The 20,976-nt window shown below is 47.5% G+C and carries 17 protein-coding genes; 11 read left to right on the plus strand and 6 right to left on the minus strand.

What is annotated here, in order from left to right:
• Positions 1-187: 187 nt before the first annotated feature.
• From OCV11_RS13030 to OCV11_RS13040, 3 genes are all read left to right on the plus strand, one after another.
• Positions 188-1,453, plus strand: coding sequence for a pectate lyase (locus tag OCV11_RS13030; RefSeq protein ID WP_261893328.1), 1,266 nt, complete (start codon positions 188-190; stop codon positions 1,451-1,453).
• A gap of 71 nt (positions 1,454-1,524) precedes the next feature.
• Positions 1,525-6,591, plus strand: a complete 5,067-nt coding sequence (locus OCV11_RS13035) for an AvrE-family type 3 secretion system effector (protein ID WP_261893330.1) — start codon at positions 1,525-1,527, stop codon at positions 6,589-6,591.
• Between the two features lie 173 nt (positions 6,592-6,764).
• On the plus strand, positions 6,765-7,712 hold the full coding sequence (locus OCV11_RS13040) for a transposase (protein WP_261893332.1): 948 nt from the start codon (positions 6,765-6,767) through the stop codon (positions 7,710-7,712).
• Here OCV11_RS13040 and OCV11_RS13045 read toward each other — a convergent pair.
• The 6 genes from OCV11_RS13045 to OCV11_RS13070 all read right to left on the minus strand — a co-directional run bounded on the left by OCV11_RS13045 (position 7,702) and on the right by OCV11_RS13070 (position 11,599).
• Positions 7,702-8,358: an HrpE/YscL family type III secretion apparatus protein gene (locus tag OCV11_RS13045; protein WP_261893333.1), complete on the minus strand. Its 657-nt coding sequence runs from the start codon at positions 8,356-8,358 to the stop codon at positions 7,702-7,704. The two genes, OCV11_RS13040 and OCV11_RS13045, sit on opposite strands and share 11 nt — an antisense overlap.
• A 25-nt stretch (positions 8,359-8,383) precedes the next feature.
• Complete coding sequence (locus OCV11_RS13050; protein WP_261893334.1) at positions 8,384-9,097, minus strand: hypothetical protein; 714 nt, start codon at positions 9,095-9,097, stop codon at positions 8,384-8,386.
• A complete protein-coding gene (gene sctJ, locus OCV11_RS13055; protein ID WP_261893335.1) occupies positions 9,094-9,873 on the minus strand; it encodes a type III secretion system inner membrane ring lipoprotein SctJ in 780 nt (259 codons plus the stop codon). The genes OCV11_RS13050 and sctJ overlap by 4 nt, the downstream gene beginning before the upstream one ends.
• A gap of 13 nt (positions 9,874-9,886) precedes the next feature.
• On the minus strand, positions 9,887-10,267 hold the full coding sequence (gene sctI, locus OCV11_RS13060; RefSeq protein WP_261893336.1) for a type III secretion system inner rod subunit SctI: 381 nt from the start codon (positions 10,265-10,267) through the stop codon (positions 9,887-9,889).
• A 68-nt stretch (positions 10,268-10,335) separates the two neighbouring features.
• Positions 10,336-11,289: a harpin HrpZ family protein gene (locus OCV11_RS13065; RefSeq protein ID WP_261893337.1), complete on the minus strand. Its 954-nt coding sequence runs from the start codon at positions 11,287-11,289 to the stop codon at positions 10,336-10,338.
• Between the two features lie 88 nt (positions 11,290-11,377).
• Positions 11,378-11,599, minus strand: coding sequence for a hypothetical protein (locus tag OCV11_RS13070; RefSeq protein WP_261893339.1), 222 nt, complete (start codon positions 11,597-11,599; stop codon positions 11,378-11,380).
• Positions 11,600-12,024: 425 nt separating this feature from the next.
• On the opposite strand from OCV11_RS13070, the gene OCV11_RS13075 reads away from it, so the two are divergent.
• The 8 genes from OCV11_RS13075 (at position 12,025) to OCV11_RS13110 (ending at position 20,931) form a co-directional block, all read left to right on the plus strand.
• Entirely contained in the window at positions 12,025-12,357 is a 333-nt protein-coding gene (locus OCV11_RS13075; protein ID WP_261893341.1) for a hypothetical protein, read from the plus strand.
• A gap of 147 nt (positions 12,358-12,504) precedes the next feature.
• The gene (locus OCV11_RS13080) at positions 12,505-14,394 is read left to right on the plus strand and encodes a PAS domain-containing sensor histidine kinase (RefSeq protein WP_261893343.1); all 1,890 of its coding nucleotides are present in this window, start codon (positions 12,505-12,507) and stop codon (positions 14,392-14,394) included.
• Entirely contained in the window at positions 14,391-15,035 is a 645-nt protein-coding gene (locus OCV11_RS13085) for a response regulator transcription factor (RefSeq protein ID WP_261893344.1), read from the plus strand. The genes OCV11_RS13080 and OCV11_RS13085 overlap by 4 nt, the downstream gene beginning before the upstream one ends.
• 153 nt (positions 15,036-15,188) lie before the next feature.
• A complete protein-coding gene (locus OCV11_RS13090; RefSeq protein WP_261893345.1) occupies positions 15,189-16,061 on the plus strand; it encodes a hypothetical protein in 873 nt (290 codons plus the stop codon).
• 57 nt (positions 16,062-16,118) lie between these two features.
• The gene (locus OCV11_RS13095; protein ID WP_261893346.1) at positions 16,119-16,442 is read left to right on the plus strand and encodes a hypothetical protein; all 324 of its coding nucleotides are present in this window, start codon (positions 16,119-16,121) and stop codon (positions 16,440-16,442) included.
• A 166-nt stretch (positions 16,443-16,608) separates the two neighbouring features.
• Complete coding sequence (sctW, locus tag OCV11_RS13100; RefSeq protein WP_261893347.1) at positions 16,609-17,721, plus strand: type III secretion system gatekeeper subunit SctW; 1,113 nt, start codon at positions 16,609-16,611, stop codon at positions 17,719-17,721.
• Positions 17,718-19,805 carry a type III secretion system export apparatus subunit SctV gene (sctV, locus tag OCV11_RS13105; protein WP_261893348.1) on the plus strand — a complete coding sequence of 696 codons (2,088 nt, stop codon included), beginning with the start codon at positions 17,718-17,720 and terminating at the stop codon, positions 19,803-19,805. The genes sctW and sctV overlap by 4 nt, the downstream gene beginning before the upstream one ends.
• Positions 19,795-20,931, plus strand: coding sequence for a GGDEF domain-containing protein (locus OCV11_RS13110; RefSeq protein ID WP_261893350.1), 1,137 nt, complete (start codon positions 19,795-19,797; stop codon positions 20,929-20,931). Before sctV ends, OCV11_RS13110 begins: the two co-directional genes overlap by 11 nt.
• Positions 20,932-20,976 lie beyond the last annotated feature (45 nt).

Consider the following 20,976-nt stretch of genomic DNA (forward strand, 5'->3'; position numbering starts at 1 on the left):
CCCAGTGTGTATTTATTAACCTGCACTCTGGCTTATTGGGAACTAATGAGGCTTGCCTGACCACACAATGGGCACATCGCATTTTGGCAGAAACCTGCACCTTGGACACCATTCCTTGGACTGAATCAAACGTCTGGTATCACCAAATAAGATGGCATTTACTCTCTAGCCCAAAGGAACTTACCTCATGATTAACCTAGGCATTCGATTGTCCGACTCATCGGACTGGCAACAAAGCTCCGCGCTTGGCAACTCCTCCGATATGGGGACAGGCACGTCAAGCTCCACTTCCGGCGATATGGGGACAGGCACCTCAGGCAGCCAAGATACCACCACTAAATTACTTGCACTGCTCATCATGGCTGCACTGGAAATGATGAAGCAAAGCAACTCTTCAAGCGATAACGGAACAGGCACTTCATCAGATCCGTTTTCCAGCAAATCGTCTACCGACAACACCATGCAGCAACTCACCAATAGCTTATTGAACGGTTCGATGTCCGATAGCAGCAACGGTGGCGCTCAGCTATCTCAAGCCAGTTCACCACTCACTCAAGAAGTGGGCAAAATGATGGATACCCAACCAGAAACCTTCTCTTCCCCTGCCGCTTTGAAAAGTACTGGTGGTACTGGCGAAAGTGCGGGAGCCAGCGATGTGGGGACAGGCACCACAAGCCTTGGTGATACAGGTTCTAAAACCAGTGACTTAGGCGGTAACGTTATGGGGACAGGCACTTCAAATACTGCAGCAACGAACTCAACTTCCCTAGACGGAACCTCCGATACCTCAACTGCTGATGTGGGGACAGACACTGCAACGCAAGAGGCCAACAACACCAGTAACTCCGCAGTCAATATGTTCCCTACCGCATCGAGCAGCCCTAACGTCGTGGATGAAACGATCGTGGTGAAAGCGGGCGAAACCTTTGATGGAAAAGGACAAACCTTTACGGCCAGCAGCAAGCTAGGTAAAGGCGACCAAGCCGAAGACCAAAAACCACTGTTTGTGCTTGAAGATGGAGCAACGTTGAAGAACGTAGTGATTGGCGATAATGGCGCTGACGGGGTTCACACCAAAGGCGATGCCACCGTCGATAACGTGCACTGGACCAATGTAGGTGAAGATGCTCTGACCATGAAAAAAAGTGGTGATGTAACGATTAAAAACAGCAGCGCGAAAGGTGCTGATGACAAGATCTTCCAGTTGAATGCCGCAGGCACTTTAACCCTCGATAACGTGCAAGCTGATGACTTTGGCAAGCTAGTGAGAACCAATGGCGGACAACAAGCCGATTGGGAAATCAATTTGAATAATGTGAAAGCCTCTAACGGTCATAGCGCATTAGTTCAAAGTGACAGTAATACCGTCAAAGTGAATGCCACTAACGTCAGCACTGACAACGTCAAAGGCATGTACAAACTTCCTGAATCAGGCCAACTCAATATCGCTTAATCCAAGCAGCCTCTGAACCCTATCAGAGGCTTTTTCCCCTTAGTCACATGTTCATTTACACGAGATAGCTTATGAAGTTCAATAACTCCGCCCAGTTAGATATTGCGGCGCTACAGGCAACGCAAACCGCAGCCCACGAATCCCCCAGACCCGATTTACAACTGGTACAAAAATCAGCCACATCGCAACACGGACAAGTGAGCTCCCTCGCCAGTGAGGGCAAGCAGGCACCGGTTCCCAAAAATTTGAGTCAGCAAACAGCCGATCCTGATGGCCAGCCACTTGCCAAACAAGCGCAAAAACCACGCACGTCATTACAAGATCTGTTTAAAGCAGCTTCGTCTGAATCAGCATCAAATTCATCGACGCCCGATAACAACGCTTCAACTAAAACCATCAAACGAGAAGCGACAGTAACGAGCAACACTAAGCGTCCCAGCCTGCAAGCACTTTTTGCGGCCGATAAAAGTCATGCAACTCATCATGCTAACGAAAGCTCTGCCGCCAACGCTGCGAATAAAACCACTCACACTCAAGCCGCAACTAAACCTGTCGCCGCCGATGTTCTCGCCGCTCCCCAACTTAAACTCACTCAGGGCAAATTAAGCATCAGGGAACAAACCGCTCCGGGTGTATCAACGCTTCTTTCCCACACTTTAGGTAAGCCGCAGCAGAACTATCTAGCGCACCATACAAAAGATGAGGGCACGCAGCAGTGGCTACAAGACAAAAAAGGTCGCGTGATTTTCTTAGCAACAGATACCCAATCTAACTTGGTTGGTCTGCATCGCAGTTCATCGCTGCCTAACCCATCACTGAAACTCGATGGTCACACACTCGAAAAGCAACATACCCCATCAAGCAATGTAATGAGCCAGCTAACAGGTATCCATAAAGACAAAGAGGGCAGCCTGTGGCGAGTGCATCGCGATAAATTATTCTCGATTGATGAACATGGCACTTGGCAACAAACCGATAAGAACGTGAGTAAATTGACGAGCCAAGCCAGCGGTGACGTTTATGGCATCGAAGATAAAAAGCAGCTCACTCTTCTCGGTCAATCCTCCTTACCTAAATCAGAAGAGAATATCGATGGCTACAGTGTTAACGAAAAAGGCAATATTGCCCTGCTTTTCAAAGGGGATGATGAAAAAAATAAGCCCGGCAGCATCGAACTCTACTCTTCGATCTCAGATACCGCAGACAAAGCTCAATCGCTGTCGGTGCATTTAGCTAACGCAGTGGAAACCGATGGTGAGACACCGCCACTCCATTTAGAGTCGATTGGTATTGATAACCAGCATCTGTTTGCCATCGACAAAGAAAACCGTCTGCTCAAGGCTGATTTGCCTAAAGCCGATCAGTCGCACCTTGAGCTCAGCGAAATCACGCCAGAACATCTGCATCAAGCACTGGGTAAAGACATTAAATTAGAAGGCTTTCTGCATAGCGATGACGGTGCAATTGGCTTGCTCGTCAAAGATAACCACGGCCAGCAACATAGCTGTCCGATGGACAGTGCCAAGAATCAATTCACCACTGGCTGGAACCTATCTGATGTATTACACGTCGATAATACTCAAGGGTTGAGCAACGTAGATAATCAAACACTCGATGTGCAAGACTTTGGTAAACAAGGCAAATTAGCTGTGCATGAGCAGACTCTTTACGCCAAAGATCCCCACACTCAAACTTGGCGTGAACAAGCAAAAGATATTGACGCGCTTCAACGCGGCAACGATGGCCAAGCCTACGCGTTACAAAACGGCAAGCTGAAGAAAATCACACTGAGTGAAAAATCTGACGCGATTAGCTTTGGTGACAACAACTTATTCACTCTACATCAAACCAAAGGCAACGTCAGTTTGGGAGATGGACCGAAAGGTTTACCAGAAGGTAAGTTAACCGCAGCAGCCGTGATTAACGCCAATCAACACGTGGTGCTAAAAGAGGATGGCGACCTAGTTCATACTCATCTTCATTCAGGCACATCACAAGCTGTGCAGCCAAGTTCGACCCTGTCACAAAAAGGAATTGAAGGTAAAATTGCCCAGCTTTCTGTCGATAAAGATCAGCATTTATATGCCCTAACCGACCAAGGCGACCTATTCCGCTTAGATAAAGATCAGTGGCAAAACAAACTTCGTCCAGATGAACAAGCAACATGGCAGAAAGTCTCCGTGCCGCAAGGTGAGGAAGGCAGCAAGATTCATCAACTGAGTGTCGATGATAAGCGCAATATCACCCTCACGAATGACAAACACCAGTCACTCTCTTTAGGTCAAGATAACTGGTCGCAAGGTCATACAGAACCGCACGCCTCAGGGATAAGCCAACGCGATCAGCTGTTTGCTCGCTTGTCACAAGCCACGAAAGGAACGCGACTCACCGAACACGGAACACAAATCAACGTGACAGCGCAAATGGGCGGTATGTCGGGTGCAGAAGGCGGGCAAATCAATAGCAAATGGACTTCCCGTCTTAAAGCGCACGTGTTTAAACCGTCGCTAGAGGTTCCACGACCACTGCAAACCTTAGGAAATTCCGTTCAACACAAATGGCAAGGCCGAGAAGGTTTAAAAGAGCTTTATCAACAGCAACATTCGCTCTATACCGAACTGGAAGCACAGCACAAACAGTTACCAACGGTGGTGAAGCCGGCGCTACAAGGTGCTGACCTTAAAAGTCGTTTAGAAAAACTCGATCTGGGTGAACAAGGCCATGCTTTGAAAGCAGCAATGGAGAATTTACGTGAGCAAGTTGAGACGAGTGCAGAACACCAATTAACTGCATTAGGTAAACATCAAGGCATCATAGATAAAGAAGGCGCGTTGAAGTTTGATTATAAACCCTCGTCAACGAAAGCGGCGGTACAAACACTTAACCCCAATCGCTCCGGTCATAATCTCAGTAATGAATTACTGAATTTGTGGAAGCACACGCCCTCTTCTCCCGAGTCGGTACCAGGGAAAATGCTGACCTCATTTTCAGCATTAAAGCTTGATATGAGCCATGAGAAAACCAATGTGCCATTGGGTCGACAACGCGATCCCAACGACAAAATGAGTTTGGTGAAATCACGCTTGGTGCTCGATACCCTCACCATGCGCAAGCTCGACACGCTTCTAACCAAAGCCGAATCGATCGCCACCGATGTGGGGACAGGCACTTCAAGTAAAGCGCCGTCATCTGCTGAAGCGACAGGCACACTTAAGGGGACAGACGCTTTAAGCTCGCTCGAAAAAGAGTTTATGCAGTTAGCGAATCAAGGCTATGAGCAAACCCCGGTGAAAAAGGCCAGCGACCAAGGTTTACGTAGCAACAAAGAGGCAGAAGCCGCTTATGATGCAACCAAATACTTTATCGGTGCCATGCATGATAAGGATAACGGGGTGAACGTCATTACTCGTTCCGCCCTAAAAGCAAATGACCAAACGGAACTAAATCATCAACTTAAAGCGTTGCTGCATTCAATGAAACCGTCTGACGATGTCAACATGACTCGCGGTTACAGCGTCGATGCGTCTGTCACCTTCATTCCGACCCCATTAATGGGTCATGCGGTTAATATGTTCCCGACCGCAGGGGTGAGTGAAAAACGTAACTATACCTTGGATTTCAACGGTCAAGACGACGGTGTTCAAGTCACCATCAGCGGTAACTTAGGGCCATCTGCTTCTGGCACATTTGGTATCAGTAAAAACGCACTACCGCATATGTTGGATAAGTCTCCGGCCGATCTTAAAACCTCCCTTAATAATGGCAATCAAACGTTAACCCCTGACATCATGGCGGGCGCAGGGTTGACCGCCAACATGAGTAAAGTGGAAGATCACCAGCTAACGTTTGGCTTAAAGGGGCATGATATTGACCAGTTTATTGATGGCCTTACATCAGGCAAATTGACCGTGCAAGATCTTGTAAGCAAAGGACAAGAGCATGCAAACACTCACGGCACAAAGACCAGCTTTAGCCTTGATTTAGGTCTAAACATCAATGGTCGTCTTGGTTTCGCATTGAACAAAAAAGGCAGCGACCCTAGCGCCTTTATGCGAGCCAGTGCTGGCGTCAATGCTGGGATTAACCTTGCAAGTGCTAACAAAGACTCTTACCAATCACACTGCATTGATACCGCCAAAGTGAACGTGGCAACTAAACACGGTTTACTTAACACCGCCACCGCAGGGGCTGGTTTCGATATCACGGCAGGGATAAGCCACACCGACAAAAATGGCACTCTGCCGGCCACCAGCAAAATCGCAGCTAGCGTGACAGCCGCGATTGATAACTCGGTCAAAGTGAAAGGTGAACTCAAAACCAAACACGCAGATCCTGTGACCAAAGAGACGCTGGATGGTCTGCGCGATACCTTAAGCGGTGCATTCCCTGACGCCAAAAGCCAAAAAGTGCTGAAAGATGCGAAAGAGATAAGTGCACCAGAGAAACAATTAAGTTCACTGCAAGAGCATTTTGGTCAAAGCGAAGCGAATAACGATGGTCAGCATTCAGCGCTTAACGAACTGCACAAAGTGAATATTCAGCAGCAAGCGGTTCAAAATAAAGGCGATATTATCAGTGATACCAAAATGGTGGTGACCAATTCCAACCCAGCTCATTTGGACAAACTGGGTATGGTCGATTTTCTAACATCACTTGTCGCACCATCACATCGTCATGATCTGACCGAGCAAATTCACGCGATGATGCAGCAAGACCCTAACTTTGCATCTGTATTGGATAAGGCTCGCACTAATCCAAACACACATGCTGGTATTACACTTGAGTTAAAAGACGATGTGCGTCAGAAGCTAGAAAAAGAGTTTGTATCAGGAAAAGTCTCTTTGAACGAAGTGAAAGCCGCGTTGGAAAATCCGGAAAACCGCCGCATCAAATCCATTACTATCTTTGAAAAAGGACAACACAAAGAAGGATTTAGTGCACCAACCCCACTCGTGAGTGGTTCAAGTACCGCCAATATTTACATGGAGCGAGATGCAGGCAGCATCGCATTTAAATATGGCGCAGACCAAAAGACACCGCGAACGTACACCATCGGTGGGCAAGCCGCTGTCGACCAACCCCAGATCGTCAAAGCCATGACTGATCTTAAACTGCAAGGTATGGACGTTAAAGCCTAAGCGGCATAGGCCTCTGGTATCCAGAGGCTTATTTCGTTGCTCGATAATCGTTAATTGTAAGGACAGGCACGCCAATTTCTTGAATTCACTCGCACCAAAGTCACGCTGCTCTCGCCTTAAGCGTTCATTATTTGCACACTCAGCATCACGCCAATATCAACGAGTATGCTTTCATGACCACCGCTAGACGTCAGCAAGTCGACCTTGCAGTCACACCTTATTATCACTGCGTTTCGCGTTGTGTTCGTCGCTCTTTTTTATGCGGCCAAGATCCACTCACCAATCGTTCTTACGAACACCGCCGTGCTTGGCTAGAAAAACGCATCCACCATCTGGCTTCCATCTACTGCATTGATATTTGTGCTTATGCCGTAATGAGTAATCACTACCATCTGGTTGTTCACATCAATAAAAACAAGGCGCTAGCACTTTCAGATCAAGAGATCATTGAGCGTTGGTCACAAGAGCACAAACTTGACCCATTTATCACTCGCTTCCATGAGTTGAAACAGCCCAGTAGCGTCGTTATCGAGCAATATCATAAGATTATCGAAAGCTGGCGTGAACGGCTTTACTCACTAAGTTGGATGATGAAAGAGCTCAACATGAGCATCGCATGTTTGGCGAATAAGGAAGATGAATGTACTGGGCACTTTTGGGAAGGACGTTATAAATCTCAGGCACTGCTCGACGAGAAAGCACTCTTAGCCGCAATGACTTACGTTGATTTAAATCCTGTGCGCGCAAAAATAGCCAAAACTCCTGAGGAAGCAGAGCACACCTCGCTTAAACTGCGGATTGATGCCTTAAAAAAACACCAGCCGACGCCCATTGCACTCTTTCCTTTCGTCGGTATCCAAGAACAAGAGCAAGGCTTGCCATTTCGTCTTATCGACTATATCGAATGGGTCAATTGGATAGCTAAAACAACCGTTCACCAGCAATCATATTTTGACTCCAAACCCAGTATGATGCAGCACTTAGAGCTTGAACACAGTGAATTTTTCACCACCTGTAATCAGATAGAAAAACATCGCTGCTTATGGGTCGGAACTCCAGATAACTTACAAAGTGCCAAAGCCAGTTTAAACAAGCAGCGTATTCAAGGTGTTAGAGTGTAGATGTCTCATCAACATCTTCAGTCTCCGGTTCTGCCAAAGAGAGTAAACCTTGTTCGATAGATGACCACTGACAGTCAAACATGCCCCCTGCAGTATCCAGTCGCACCTGCAAATTAGACAAGCGGCTATCCTCTTTGACTTGCCATGGCAAATCCTCTCTTTGAGCCAACAGAGTTTGTGCTTGAGCAACAACATCAGAGCTACAATACATAGTCCCATCCGAATAGTGCTTTTGGGTTGCCATGATCTTTTCCATCATTAAGCTGAGTTTTTCTTGGTTCGATGCTTGTTTACACCAATAATTTAATAGCTTATTCAATACATTAGAACAATGCTGCTCAATACTTTCCCACATCAGCGCATCGCTCTCTTTGAGCTGATTTAACCATTCACTACTCTGCTGCCAAGTCTGTTGCTCTATTGATTGAGTCAGTTCTTGTGCCTCAACGTGGGCTTGTTCTTTGGCATCGGCTATCAATTGTTCACATTGCTTTTGAGTTTCTTCAAGACGTTGGGTTGCCCGAGTATTAGCTTCGTCTATCACTTTTTGCGCCGAAAAGAGCAAGTTAAAATCATCAGCCTTAAACCATCCGTTGAAGTGTCTGTCCTCACAAAGAGGAAGTGAGATATGTCGTTTGACGAACATGGTTAGATCCTTTCAAAAATAGTCGCTACTGGGATTGCTCGGCACGCCACAGTACGCTTTGCCATAACTGATTGATTCGATTGCGCGGTAATGGCTCATTTGCCAATAACTCTGCAGTTTGAACCGCTCGATGTGGCAAGGTCACCCTAAGTCTCTGCCATAACTCTTGCGCAACAAACTGGCGAATGACTAAACACAGCAGCACTTCTGGATCAGTGTTCAAGATGGCTTCATTCAACCAAAGACCTGGGCGTAGCGCTTTCGCTAAATGGCGACACCACTCTTCATCAGGCGCGGCTAATTGGCCATGACTTGCGCCTTTACGAACGATTTCAACAAGCAGCAAAGCCACCAGATTTTGGCGATCTAACGAGAGTTTCAACCAACGTAACGTCTGTTCATCACGCTTGGGCATAGCGCAATCATCTAATTCAAGCCAAACGCGTAAAAACCTTGGTGCAACAGTCCCAACCAACTCAAGTGACTCTATTGGCAGGATTTTTAGCCAACTCTCGTTCAGGTGTTGCCATGGGCGATACCAAAATTCAGACCAAAATGGTAAGTCGTTAGCGTGTCTGTCCTTGTAAGAAGTAGCCTCATGCGAAGAACTTTCCTCCGTCGTCAACGCTTGAGTTGGCGTGCCTGTCCTTTCAAGAACAGCTTCACTTGAAGTGCCTGTCCCTTCAAGGAGGTTGTCCATATCGTGGGTTGAAGTGCCTGTCCCCATAAGGTTGGTCATGATTGTGGTGTTTGGGTTGGGTTAGTTTTGGGCTGGCGGTGGAAAAGTGCCGCGCGCCATTCGGGTTTGAGCCATAAAACCAGCGCACAAATCAGTACGATAAAACTCACAATTGCCCCAATAAACAAGGTTTCCCAATAGGAGACTTGGCGCTCATCAAGCAAAAATGGTCCCCAATTCACTAAGCGTTGCTGTTCGTGATATTCCGCCGCAGGCACAAAAATCACACTCAGCTCATCAGGATTATCCGAAAGCCCAGGAATACTGGTGCGTACCAAACGCAAAATTCTCGGTCGAATCACATCTGGGTCGAGTCCTTGGCGATGCTTAATAAACACCGAGGCCGAGGCAGGTTGAACTGGCTCGCCAGGAGCCACGCGTTCGGGAAGCACCACATGCACGCGCGCCACGACCACGCCATCAATCTGAGATATAGTGGACTCAAGTTCTTGAGACAGCGCGTAAATATAACGAGCGCGCTCTTCTAAAGGAGAAGAGATGACGCCCTCTTTCTTAAACACATCGCCAAGGGTAGAACGTGCTTTTTTCGGAAGCCCCGCCGCATCCAGAATCCGCACTGCTCGTGCCATATCGTCTGCATTAACCGAAACCGTAATCCCCTCTTTTGACAACGTTTTTTCCGCTTGAATATGACGATACGCCAATTCTGCGATCACCTCATTGGCATCTTTTTCACTAAGATTACGGTGTAATTCGACACTCTGCTGGCAGCCAGCCAAAACGAAGACGAACAGGACAATCCACCAGCGACACATGAGCGATTCCTTATTACTGCAAATTGGTAAGTTTTTCGATGGCTTGAGTACCTTTACTGATCAACTTAGTCGTCAGCAGGCTCTCCAAATAAAAGGACGATAAGGCTCGGTTAGCCTGAATAACATCGTGAGGATTACTGGAGTCAGCGGCTCTACGTAGTGCACGGTCGGCGTTATCAGATAACTGTTGTAAATGCTGAGAAGACCCCGACAGCTGACCCACAATACGTTCCGCCACATTGGCATCAGGTTGGCTAGGCGTCACCTTGAGTTGAGCACTAAACCAGTTCACATCATCAGAACTGGGACCTTGACCATCGAGGGACAATTTAGGTGAATTTTCTGGGGTGACACCAGCAGAAGAACGTACCGATTGAATAGCTTCAAATGACATGAGTTTCTCTCCTAGACTCATGGAAAAGCAGGTTGGATGAGGCCTAACCTGCTCATCCTGTTATGGATTTACTGAGATACTTTATACAGTGCATCACTCATGATGGAGTTACATAACATCATGCCATCGGAATCCAATTGTGAATTACCCATGCTTTTGCCATCCATCAGATCTTTAACGTCTTGCATCGCTTGCTTGAATTGGCCAATTTCTTCGCTATTGAAATCTTTACGTTTTTCAATGCGATTAGCCCAACCACCTTTTGGCGGCTCGCCATAGGTTTCAGGATGCTGATCCATGAATTTGCCAATCTCTTTTGCTAGATCTTTATCTTCACGACCAAATTTGAATCGTCCATTACGCTCAATGATGTTCAGTCCATCAATCGCGGTGTGACCGACGTGAGCTGCAAAGTCGCTCCCCATGGAGTAACCAGATTCGCTCGCTGCACTTTGATCTGAACAGCGTTGCTGACCACCACACATAGAAGATGATGATGAACCAAAACCTGCCGCACCAAAGCCAGAGGATGAGCCAAAGTCATTTTGCTTAAAGCCACCAAGCGAGCTACCAGCGCCCATTGAAGAACCAAAATTAGACGAACCACCAGTCATAATGCCAGCGTAGGTGCCATCCATGATGCTATTAAACGCATCTTTAATGCCTTGCTTAAACTGGGCAAACTCGTCTGCGTTAAGACCATTGTCTTCTTTCAGTTCGTTCTTCCAGTGGTCTTTACCACCGAAATCGCCATTTGGACCCGCGTATTTTTCACTCTGCTTGTCCATAAAGCTTGCCACCATCTCCATGACTGGATTGCTGCCGGTGTTATCGAACGTCGCACCGTTATCGTTCTTCTTAAACAGCATATCGATAAGAAGATCCGCCATGGTATCGGCAAGGCTGCTGCCACTCGATCCGAAATTGGTCCCGGAAGAGCGGCCACCCATCGAATTGAGTGCACCCATTTGGCCAAAGCCTTGTGAACTACTAATTGAAATCGTTAGCGTTGCATTGATCATAAATTTCCCCTTGAGGAGTTCCGTTTATTCATAATGAAACCAAAATAAATGGCGACACGTGTGTCGCCATAGAGCCAATCCAACGGGATTAGTAGTTGATAGCTTTACCACTTTGGGTTGCAGCGTTGTTGGCTTTGTTTGCCGAGTCAACGTAGCCGTTCATGATGCTGTTTACTGTGTCCGCTTGCATTTTTTGTGATTGCGCTTGAGCGTTCATCATGGTTGTTTGCGCTGAAGTTTGATCCAACATTGCTAATGCTGATTGAGAAGCTGCTAGACCTGCACCACCCATTCCACTTAATAAACTCATGGTATATTCCTTATATATTCGCTAATGACACTCTAAGGCTTGGCAACTATTTGTTTTTCAATGCAATAGAGCTTAAGAGTTTGTTTATAAGACATACCCGATGCATGTCTCGCAAATTAAGTGGAGCGCGATGCAAGCCAGTTCCGACCGTTTTTAAAAAATTTCCAATTTTCTAAAAAGAACATCGCCTAGATGAGGCGCAGTAATTCATAACCCTCTAATTAATAAGTCGTTAATTCACCACTAATCCATCAAGCCACCATCAACATTTTGAGCACTCAGCCCCCTCCAACAATCATGGGAACCAAAACAGAAAAGTAACCACTCAAGAGATGCTTTAGTGTTCGGTGATTAAATAAAGCTAAGAGGCTAATCAATATCGAAGACAAAAAGCATCGAACTAAAAAGTAGCAAGGAGATGGGGAATGGCGTTTGCAATCACATGTCGGACATACCCGCTGTTCGAACACAACATCAATAGTCAGCCACTACAGTCAAAACCAAACACTAGCGCTTCTGTTACTAATGAGAGACTGGTGAATGATGTGGAAAAGCGAGCCCAAGAAGTTCAACGCCAAAATCAACAAGCCTTACTCATGACGGACAGAGACATAGCGAAAACTGTGTTACAACAATCTCTAGGGCAAGCGAGTAAGATGTATGTCGATACCACTAACGCCATCACCAACGGGTATCTGGATTCAGCCAATAAGGCGAATAATGCCAATACTCAAACGGGTAAGGGTATCACCTTCTAACCTATTGATTTTTCAAGCCCGAAAAAATCGGGCTATTTTCCTGCCTCATTTTCCAGCATGCTGACGGTATAATGTTTGAGTCACAGACAAACATTAATGAATTAGTTAATAATAAATTCAATAACTTATATTGTTTATTTGGGTATTATGGATAGATTAACTCCCGATTTTTTCCACCAATCTGAAGTCGAAGTTTTACGTCAAGAAAATGCATTACTGAAAACCCTGATTGAAGAAACCTACGATCCTGCGATCGTGGTGATAGACCCTGACCACGATTTTCATTTCACCTTCGTTAACCAAGCGACCTGCCGACTGTTTCAGCTCAGTAAAACCCAGCTCTATCAACGCCAACCCTGGCACTTTAACCCTGAATATGATCGAGCCAAGTTATTGAAAATGAATCAGGAACTGCGCGAGCAAAAAAGCATTAGCTATGAAATCCACTACCATCCGGATAATGCACCGCCCCGTCTGTTGCACATTGTCGCCAACGATTTTGTTTACCAAGAAACCCACAAGATCATCGCCTACTTACGGGATATTACCGATGAAAAACAGGCGCAGCAGGAGCATCGCGATCGCGAGTTAAGCTCGCAAACCCAGTTAATCGAACGGGAATATCAAAAGGTGTTTGCTCATATGGATGACAACATCATGTTGCTTGACGTAACTGAAGATCAACAATTGCGCATCGCTGACCTCAATCAATCAGCCAAACAAAGCTTGGGAGAAAGTGCCAACAGCTGTATCGGTACTTATCTCGAATCGGTGATGCCAATCCAAAATCTTGACCAGCTAGAGTCAATTAAATATCAGAGCCTAAGCAGTCGCAGTACCACCCATTTGGAGAACATTTTTTGTTATCGCGATAGTCACTACTACGACATCACCATGACCCCACTGCTCGATAGCCTCGGTGAAGTGAAACGCATGGTGTTTGTGAAACGCGAAGTGACCGATAAAATTTTGCGGGAAGAAGAACGCCGCCAACGTGCACAAGAGTTTCAAATGTTGGTAGAAAACTCGACAGACACCATAGTCAGGCACGATTTAACCGGCAGGCGCATTTATGTGAACCCGACATTTCGCCGTCTCTATGGGCACTATTCTGCGCAGGAACTGGCAGCTCCACCCCATACTTTCCCCGGCGGAATCGAAGGGTTACAGTATCAAGAGCACATTCAAACCGTGATATGTACGGGAAAACCTTTGGAGTTTGAGTTCCATACCATAGTGAGCGTCACAAAACGCTGCGCACTGATCAGCTTGGTACCGGAGAAAGACTCTTCGGGCAATATCACTCATATTCTCGCCATTGGGCGAGATATCACCTTACTCAAACAATATCGCCAAGAACAAGAATTGGCTCAGCAGCAACTGCGCCGTTTGGCAGCCTACAACGATAAGGTTCGCGAAAATGAACGTAAGTACATCGCACGCGAAGTGCATGATGAACTGGGTCAGCGCCTAACCGCATTGAAATTTGGCTTACAAAGCCTGGCGGTTCAACTGGGTGAACACGCTCCCATCGCCCCCACCTTAGGTCAAATTCATACCCACTTAAATGAAACCATTACCTTTGCTCGTAACCTTGTTTCTCGGCTGCGTCCTGGTGCATTAGATATGGGCATGGTGGCGGCATTAGAGTGGTTGGTGGAGGATTATCGCCATCGCAACCCTAAGTGTCATTACCAGTTACGACCATCGCAGCCCGATTTGACGCTGGATGAGGACATCGCGATAGCATTGTTTCGTTTAGTGCAAGAGTCGCTCAATAATGCGCTCAAACACTCCAACGCAACCCAAGTGGTTATCGTGCTTGATGTTTTATCCGATCAACTGTTCCTCACTGTGCGAGATAACGGTTGTGGTTTTGATCCAAGCCAAACCCATCATCACGCTTCATTTGGTCTTATCGGCATGCGCGAAAGAGTGCTCGCCATGCAAGCAAAATTTACTTTAGAGAGTGCATTAGGGGAAGGAACCCAAATTGAAATCCGCATTCCATTGACACCACAGGAGGTAGAGTTATGAGTGTGAATTTGTTGATTGTGGATGACCACTTAATCGTTCGAGAAGGCCTTAAGCAGCTGCTCTCTCTTTACTCGGATTTTCATATTCTCAGTGAAGCCAGCAATGGCAACGATCTGCTTGAGCAGTTGCAAGTGAAACCACAACAGCCTGATTTAATTACGCTCGATATTCTTATGCCGGGGCTCAGCGGCACCGCATTAATTGAGCGGCTGCGTGATGATTATCCTCATATCCCTGTGCTGATTTTAAGTATGCACAACGAAACACAAATTATTCGCCGTGCCTTACTGGCGGGAGCCAAAGGCTATCTCACCAAAGATTGTGATGCACAAACTTTAGTCGAGGCAATTCGTCGTATCGCGGATGGCGGTCGCTACTTGGAGTGTGAAATTGCAGAAAAGTTAGCCTTTGAACCGGCAGAAAGGCTGGCTAATGAAGAGAAGCATCAGTCGCTTTCAAAGCGTGAATTCCACGTATTTTGTCTCTTAGCTAAGGGATTAACTGTCAACGACATTGCAGAACAGCTGCATATCAGCAACAAAACCGTGAGTACTCATAAGTTTCGTCTCATGCAGAAAATGGATCTGACCAGTAACAGCGAAATTGTCCGTTATGCATTATCCCATAACCTGATTCAGTAACCTCCATCCATGGAACTCGCTGAGAAATTTGACCACATAAACAACGGAGAACGACACCCTTGCACTTTTGCGTAGGGCATCGCCAACCACCGAATGCCACCAGCGAAGCAAGCTTGGTGGCACAGTCAAATCTTAGAGATAGGAACATAACGGATGATGTCGTTAACAATTCAAACCGGTTCAGCCGGCGGAATGAGTGGCCTGGGCGGTCTAGGCGATATGGGTTCATCAAATTCACTCTCTGGCTCCAATTCCCTTGGGCTGAGTGGACAAGATTCAGGTTTACAGGGCTCACAAAGTGGTCAAAGCAATCCACTTGAGCAACTGGTCGGCATGATGGTGAAAGCCCTACTGAAAATGGCGCAAGGTGGCGAAAGTGGCACCACAGGCCAAGACCAAAGCACTGGTTCGAGCCAAAGTGGCCAAGGTTCTGATTTAGGTGACATGCTCAAGCAACTGCTTGAGCAAATGACGCAAGGAACCCAAGGTAGCAACGGTGCTTCTTCAGACCAAGGTGGCGACGGTAATAGCTCTGGCGCCCAAGGCCAGATGAACATGGAAGATATGATGAAACTGCTCATGATGATGATGAAACTCATGATGAACGGTTCAGATTCTAGCAGCTCAGACAGTGGCACTGGTGCCGTAGGTGGTACAAGTGGTGCTGGCGGCACGGGCAGCTCAAGTGGCCTTGGTGGCACTAGCGGTTTAGAGGGTTCTGATTCAAGCGGCGGCGATTTCTCCATGCAAGACTTGGGTAAAAGCCTAGTCGATTTGGGTAATAGCTTAATGCAAGGCTCTAGCCAAAGTGCCCTAAACAATACCATCTCTCCCACCCAAGATGGTGGTGGTCAAATCGGTGACATGTTCAAAGATGTCCTCAAGATGGTGGCCAAAATGATGGACAACAACAGTGGTTCATTTGGTCAATCAGGATTAGGACTCGGTGCTGCGATGGGTGGTATGAGCGGTATGGGCGGCCAAAGTGGCTCTCCTGCGGTTTCCCTTTCTATCGGCATGAACTGATTGAGTAAGCAGGCTCTGGATTCCAGAGCTTGTTTTTCGTGTTAAACAGGATCGATTATGACGCTATCAACCTCTACTTATCCACAAACATGGCTAGAACTGATTGAAAAAGGTGACGGTTACCTTAATCCAGAGCAGCGTAAAGCCTTCGAACAAGCCATTGCTTTGGTCATGGAGCGACTCACCATCACTTTAGGTCGCCATTCGACGCCCGCAGAGCAAAACGAACCCTTTGATTTTTCAACTTATATAGAACGTTTAGAAGATCGCTTCCTCGCCGATGCTGAGCAAGAATCTGAGCTTCAACAAGATGCTGCACTCACCGCAGCGCGCGTGGTTTCGCATATTGCGCAATTGATTCAATCTCATACTCCACGCTAAGCATTCAAGTCCCTGCCCACCGAGCGGCAGGGCTAATCTCCTTCCCGACTGGAACTTTTCCTTCCTCTTGTTCCACCCAAAGAAAAACCTTGTGGAGCCGTGGTTGATTTCACTATCCCACCCACATTTATCGCCAAACGCAATCAGTATCCGGAGCCTAAATACAATGAATATTCACTCCATACCGAATACGCCTCAACAACCCTTAGAGCCAGTAACACCCTTAGTGACGACCTCTGCCGTGGTTGCTCCTGCGATGGTCAATCCCGCTCAAGAGATGGCCGATTCCATGGAAGAGATCTCGATGAGATTCAGTGAACACGTGGAAAAGAGCACTAAAAGTCTCGCGGAGCGCAGTATTAAATCGCGCTCTGAACAGCGCGTAGAAAAACTGGCCGAGCTATATCAGCTATTGACCAGTCAAGATACGCACACTTTGGATCAAGAGGTGCGTAAGCTGCTGGCAATGAACCAGCAGCAGATGTTACTCGATGATCTGCTCAAAAGTGTGGGGGGCGACCCAGCCAAAGCGGAAGTTCTGCTACAAAAAGCGCTGTTGCAAGCCAAAGGCTCTCGCCCAGCGGAACAAGTGGCTCGCTTAGAACAGCTAAGCCAAGAATTACATGCACAGCATGGCGCACAAGTGATGGCGGGGCTCAACACCGCTGGAGCGTTAGCGCTATTTAGCCAAGACCCAGATAATCGTCAATCGCTGCGCCAGCTTTACTATCAGCACATCGTTGGTCAAGCGTCTCTCGCCACCCTTTTTGATGCCTTGTTAACCCGTTTTGATGAACACCATTTTGCCCAAGGTATCCATACCTTAATGCGCGCTATGACCGACGATTTAGCTGCCCAATTTCCATCGCTACCACGTGGACATTTGCGTGTATTACTGCGCGATTTGAATGCCAGCCAACAACTTAGCAATATTCTTAATGGCGTACAGGCAATGCTCCTTAAGCTCTCTGCCAAAGGCATACTTAAAGAGATGACCGCGGCAAGAATGACTCGCCGCCTCATCGACTTTACTCAAACCAGTATCTATCCCCGAGAAGTGAAAACGCTGGGCAATGAAACGGTTGGCGATCATCCACTGGCTCATGTGGTGCTGCTTAACGCCCTTTATCCCCTGATTCAGAAAATGCCACTGCCACTTTGGAAAGACGGTAAATCCCGTCAAAGCACGTTAAACCTCATTTTACGGTTAATGACCGAATACGCCCATTACGAACGTCAACACACTACCCAGTCAGCAGGGAGTCATAACCCGCAATGAACCAACTTTTTATTTTACTCAACCGCTTTGCCATTAGCGCGATGAAGCGCTCCGAGATTGTCGGTGCCACCTTCGTGATTGCCATTGTGTTTATGATGATCATCCCTTTGCCAACTGGTCTAGTGGACGTGCTGATCGCGCTCAATATTAGTCTGTCATCCCTGTTGATAGCACTGGCGATGTATCTACCCGGTCCATTGGCTTTCTCCTCGTTTCCTGCGGTACTGCTGCTGACCACCATGTTTCGTTTGGCATTATCCATCTCAACCACTCGGCTTATTTTGCTCGAGCAAGATGCAGGGGATATCGTCGAAGCCTTCGGTAACTTCGTGGTGGGCGGTAACTTAGCAGTGGGTTTGGTGATCTTTTTGATTTTGACTGTGGTGAACTTTTTGGTCATCACCAAAGGTTCAGAGCGTGTGGCTGAAGTTGCCGCGCGCTTTACCCTTGATGCGATGCCCGGTAAACAGATGTCCATCGACAGCGACCTGCGCGCGGGGTTGATTGAAGCGCACGAAGCAAGGCATCGCCGCGAACTGCTCGCCAAAGAGAGCCAATTATTTGGTGCCATGGACGGGGCAATGAAGTTTGTAAAAGGCGATGCGATTGCTGGGTTAGTCATCGTCTCCATCAACTTGATTGGTGGCTTTGCTGTCGGAACACTGCAACATGACATGAGTGCCTCTGAATCAATGCATCTCTACTCGGTACTGACCATTGGTGATGGTTTGATTGCCCAGATCCCCGCGCTACTTATCTCACTGACCGCCGGCATGATCATCACCCGTGTTGCTCCTGATAGCCAATCGGTCGATGCCAACATTGGCCGTGAAATGGCCGAGCAGATCACCAGTCAACCCAAAGCGTGGATCATCGCCGCCTGCGGAATGATCGGTTTTGCGTTGTTACCTGGGATGCCTACGGTGATCTTTTTGGTGTTAGCCAGCCTGGCACTGATTAGTGGCTTTTTCCAACTGTACAAGGCCAAACAGATCGCCCGTTATGAATCAATGCATCATGTTCCCGATGGCACGCCTCCCGAATTTAACGGCGAAGAGGATGTGCGCCGCTTTAACCCTGCACGCCCTTACATTTTGCTGTTTCATCCCTGTCGCAGCCAACCCAACGATCCGGTCACCGTTGAACTGATTCGGCAAGCACGTCGGTGTCGTAACCGCATCGTCGACAAATTTGGCATAACCCTGCCCTCATTTGATATTGATTACAGCCCAGCAATTGAACCTGATGAGTTTCAGTTTTGCGTTTACGAAGTTCCAACGCTTCGGGCAACTTACACCGCAGGGAAAATAGCCATTCCCATCAATCAGCTTACCGCTGAAGAGTTCGCCCAAGGGGAAGCGGGTCGCAACGACCGCCAAGAAGATGAATGGGTCTGGTTTGATGCCAATCATCCACTGATGCAGCGTGAAGATATAGCCAAAGTCACGCCGATCATGCTGGTTATCGAACGTCTCGAGCGCCTCTTTTTTGCTACTGGCCCACAATTTATTGGCCTGCAAGAAGCCAAAGCCATTCTAAGCTGGGTAGAAAACGAACAATCTGAACTGGCGCAAGAGCTACAGCGTGTGCTTCCTACTTCGCGCTTTGCGGCGGTATTGCAACGTTTAGCCGCTGAATGTGTTCCGCTGCGCGCGATCCGCCCCATAGCAGAAGCCTTAATTGAACATGGCCAATATGAACGCGATGTAGGTGCCTTAACCGACTACGTGCGCATCAGCCTTAAAGCACAGATCTGCCATCAATACACCAGCGAAACTGGTATGCATGCTTGGCTACTGACCCCCGAAGCCGAAGAGCTGTTACGCGATTCGTTGCGTCAAACCCAAACCGAATCTTTCTTTGCGCTGCCTCAATCAGCAAGCCAAATTTTGGTTGAACAGCTGCGCCAAGCCTTTCCAGTATTAGCTGCGCCAAGGCCAGTGTTACTGGTCGCTCAAGATTTGCGGCGCATATTGCGTAACCTACTGCAGGATGAATTTAACCACATCCCAGTGTTGTCATTTACCGAATTGCAAAGTACTGCGCAAATTAACGTGTTGGGACGGATATCTCTTGAAAGCTGATTCACCACATAAGCCGCAATTGGCCACCAGCACACAGATGGCCAATCGGATCTCTTTACAGCAAGTGGCGTTGATCCTAGTGTGCATTATTGGACTCACGCTATTTTTTACCTACACCCATGCCAAGGATCAGCGTGAAGAGAGTATTCGCCATGCCAAGCTGTCTCTCAAGTTGGTCAAAGAGGCACTGCTTGAATCGCACCATGAGTTAGCCACGCTACGCTATGTCGACGTTCACACTCCGAGCATGCAAGAGCTATTGGATAATTTGGCCAGTGATCTCGATTGCCGCGTCTACCTATATGCCGCCGATGAATTGCGTCTTGCGCCCTCCTCATCGACCATCAAGGTGGGCTACTCTCCTGCAGAAGTCTCTAGTGATGCGATCAATCAATTATTGCTTGGCGCGGGTTCAACACACTACATCAATAACGAAACACCTCGTTATTTGTTGGCTAACGCATTAGGCTCCGATCTGTTGCTAGTCGCTGATGTTCCTTTAGCCAGTTGGCGTGAGCGGTTTGGCGCACCGATCTACTTACTGCTTAGTTGCGGGTTCGTGCTGACCTTTTTTGTTCGCCGCAGTGGTCGACGCCTTAGTCGGCTTTGGCGCAGGCAAAGTGTCGCTCAATCGATGATTGATCCGCTCACTCTGGTGCCTAATCGCTACGGTTTTAGCCTGCTGTCCAAGGTCTATTTTCCGCCGAACGCTTCACCTTCATTACCCATAGGTATTTTGGTGGTCAACGTGCAGCAATTTAATCGGCTTAATCAACGCTATAGTCCCGCTTTTGCTGACAAGATTTTGCAATCCATTGCCCAGTGGCTTACCCAGCAGGTCGATTCTCAACATCTGGTTTGTCGCTGGAACGGCGATGAATTTCTGATTTTGCTGCAAGGGTGTGAAGCCCCTGAAGCGCAAATTCGTGCGCAATACATACTGCATCATTTCAATCACTGCCCCTTGGTCATTGATAACATTCAGCTCAAAGTGGATGTACAAATTGGTATCTGCTGTGGGTTTGCTCATCATTCGGTCGCCTCATTAGTACTCGGAGCCAATGAAGCGCTGCAAACCGCGAAAGTCCAACAATCGGAGTTCATCCTGCATCATTGTGGCAACTGAGCACTATTGTGGGAACTGAACACTCAGGGTCGCCACATAGAAGAT

This window comes from Vibrio porteresiae DSM 19223 (genome assembly GCF_024347055.1).
In the GTDB taxonomy this organism is placed as follows: Bacteria; Pseudomonadota; Gammaproteobacteria; order Enterobacterales; family Vibrionaceae; genus Vibrio; species Vibrio porteresiae.